Source organism: Aestuariivirga sp. (assembly GCF_046093005.1).
Taxonomy (GTDB): domain Bacteria; phylum Pseudomonadota; class Alphaproteobacteria; order Rhizobiales; family Aestuariivirgaceae; genus Aestuariivirga.
Genome location: NZ_JBJTER010000151.1, coordinates 1 through 2823 on the forward strand (window position 1 = coordinate 1; position 2823 = coordinate 2823).

General features: G+C 64.8%; 3 protein-coding genes. All 3 read left to right on the top strand.

Translation table 11 applies throughout. The features are described from left to right. Positions 1–1019, top strand: a 1019-nt coding sequence (nuoF, locus tag ACKOED_RS12850) for an NADH-quinone oxidoreductase subunit NuoF (protein ID WP_408916992.1), incomplete at its 5' end; no start/stop codon positions are given. After that, positions 1019–1255 (top strand): hypothetical protein, encoded by a 237-nt coding sequence (locus ACKOED_RS12855; protein WP_408916993.1) that lies wholly within the window; start codon positions 1019–1021, stop codon positions 1253–1255. The genes nuoF and ACKOED_RS12855, both read left to right, overlap by 1 nt. Beyond that, on the top strand, positions 1255–2823 hold a 1569-nt coding region (nuoG, locus tag ACKOED_RS12860), incomplete at its 3' end, for an NADH-quinone oxidoreductase subunit NuoG (protein ID WP_408916994.1). The genes ACKOED_RS12855 and nuoG, both read left to right, overlap by 1 nt.

Here is a 2823-nt window from a genome sequence, read left to right on the forward strand (position 1 = left end):
GCTGCAAGGACCGCGAGATCATCCGCCACGATCCGCACAAGCTGGTCGAAGGCGCGTTGGTCGCCGGTTTCGCGATGCGCGCGCGGGCCGCGTACATCTACATTCGCGGCGAATATATCCGTGAGGCCGAGACGCTCCAGAAGGCGATTCATGAGGCCTATGACGCCGGGCTGATCGGCAAGAACGCCTGCGGTTCGGGCTATGATTTCGACGTCTTCATGCACCGTGGCGCGGGCGCATACATCTGCGGCGAAGAGACCGCGATGATCGAGAGCCTCGAAGGCAAGAAGGGCCAGCCGCGGTTGAAACCCCCGTTCCCGGCGGGCGCGGGGCTGTATGGCTGCCCGACCACGGTCAACAATGTCGAGAGCATCGCGGTCGCCCCGACGATCCTGCGGCGCGGGGCTGCGTGGTTCTCCTCCTTCGGGCGCGAGAACAACAAGGGCACCAAGCTGTTCCAGATCAGCGGCCACGTGGAAAAGCCCTGCGTGGTCGAAGAGGCGATGAGCATTCCCTTCGAGGAGCTGATCGAGAAGCATTGCGGCGGCATTCGCGGCGGGTGGGACAATCTGCTGGCGGTAATCCCGGGCGGCTCGTCCGTTCCGCTGGTGCCTGCCGCGCAGATCCGCAACGCGCCGATGGATTTCGACGGGCTGAAGGAACTGGGTTCGGGCCTCGGCACCGCGGCGGTCATCGTCATGGACAAGTCGACCGACATCGTCCGCGCGATCAGCCGCCTTTCCTACTTCTACAAGCACGAGTCCTGCGGCCAGTGCACCCCCTGCCGCGAGGGCACGGGCTGGATGTGGCGCATGATGGAGCGCCTGCGCACCGGTGACGCCGCGATCGAGGAAATCGACATGCTGCAGGAAGTCACCAAGCAGGTCGAAGGCCACACCATCTGCGCGCTGGGCGACGCCGCCGCATGGCCGATCCAGGGCCTCATCCGCCACTTCCGCCCCGAGCTCGAGCGGCGGATCAACGAACACAACGCGCAGTTTGCGGAGGCGGCGGAGTGATGTCACGCCTTTCCGCAATCTCTTTTGCAATGAACCTTGCCGCCTTCGTCCTGTTGCTCGCGTTGGCGGCTTTAGCGTTGATCGCGCCCGCTTTGGACAGCGCGGACGACGTGCTTCACGACACCTACCACTTCGTCCCCGATCCGAGCATCACCGCCCTTTTTGGCGGTGCCATGGCACTGCTGTCGGCAGGCCTCATCGTTCAAATTCGCACCTTGAAGAAGGGTGACCAGTAATGCCTAAAGTCACCGTAGACGGTCAGGAAATCGAGGTCCCGGCGGGCGCCACTGTCCTGCAGGCGTGCGAGCTGGCGGGGAAGGAAATCCCGCGCTTCTGCTATCACGAGCGCCTCTCCATCGCCGGCAATTGCCGCATGTGCCTCGTCGAGGTGAAGCCCGGGCCGCCCAAGCCGCAGGCCTCCTGCGCGCTGCCGGCTGCCGAGGGTCAGGAAATCCGCACCGACAGCCCGATGGTCAAGAAGGCCAGAGAAGGCGTGATGGAGTTCCTGCTCATCAACCACCCGCTCGATTGCCCGATCTGCGATCAGGGCGGCGAGTGCGATCTTCAGGATCAGGCGGTGGCCTATGGCCGCGGCGGCTCGCGCTATCACGAGAACAAGCGCGCGGTGACCGAGAAATACATGGGCCCGCTGATCAAGACGATCATGACCCGCTGCATCCACTGCACCCGCTGCGTGCGCTTCTCCGAAGAGATCGCGGGCGTGGACGAAATCGGCGCGCTGTACCGCGGCGAGGATATGCAGATCACGACCTATCTCGAACAGGCGGCGGCGCATGAATTGAGCGCCAATGTGATCGACCTGTGCCCGGTCGGCGCTTTGACCTCGCGGCCCTATGCCTTCGAGGCGCGGCCGTGGGAGCTGAAGAAGACGCTCTCGATCGACGTCTCGGACGCGGTAGGGGCCAACATCACGCTCCATTCCAAGGGCCGCGAAGTCATGCGCGCGCTGCCGCGGGTGAATGACGACGTCAACGAGGAGTGGCTCAGCGACAAGGGCCGCTATCAGGTCGATGGCCTGACCAAGCGCCGCCTCGACCGCGTATGGGTGCGCCGTAACGGCAAGTTGCAGCCCGCCGACTGGACCGAGGCTTTCGGCATGATCGCTGCCGCTCTGGAGGGCGACAAGGCCAGCATTGCGGCGGTGGCGGGCGATCTCCTCGATGCCGAGACGATGTTTGCCGCCAAGGCGCTGGTCAATGCCTGCGGCTCGCAGCTCACCGAAGCGCGCCAGACCGGCATGACCTATGACGTGTCGAACCTCGCGGCGGTGAATTTCAACTCGACCTTCGCGGGCATCGAGACCGCTGACGCCATCCTGATCGTCGGCAGCAATGTCCGCTGGGAAGCGGCGCTGCTCAATGTCCGCCTGCGGAAGGCGGTGAAGGCGGGGGCGAAGGTCTACATCATCGGCCCCGAATGGGATCCGACCTATCCGGCGACTTTCCTTGGTTCCGACCTCAAGCTCCTGAACCGCGTGCCCAAAGAACTGGGTGACGTCATGAAGTCGGCCAAGCGCCCGGCGGTGATCGTAGGCGCGGCGGCGCTCGCCAAGGGCGCGCTTCCGGCGGCGCTCAAGCTGGTCGACAAGTTCAATCTGGTGCGTGAGGGCTGGAACGGCTTCAACGTGCTGCATATCTCGGCGGCGCGCATGGCATCGCTGATGCTCGGCTTCACGCTGCCGGGCGGGATGGGCGACATCGCTGCCGCTTCGCCGAAGGTGCTGCTGAGCCTCGGCGCGGACGAGATGGACTATGCGCCCTACGCCGGAGCCCTGAAGGTCTAT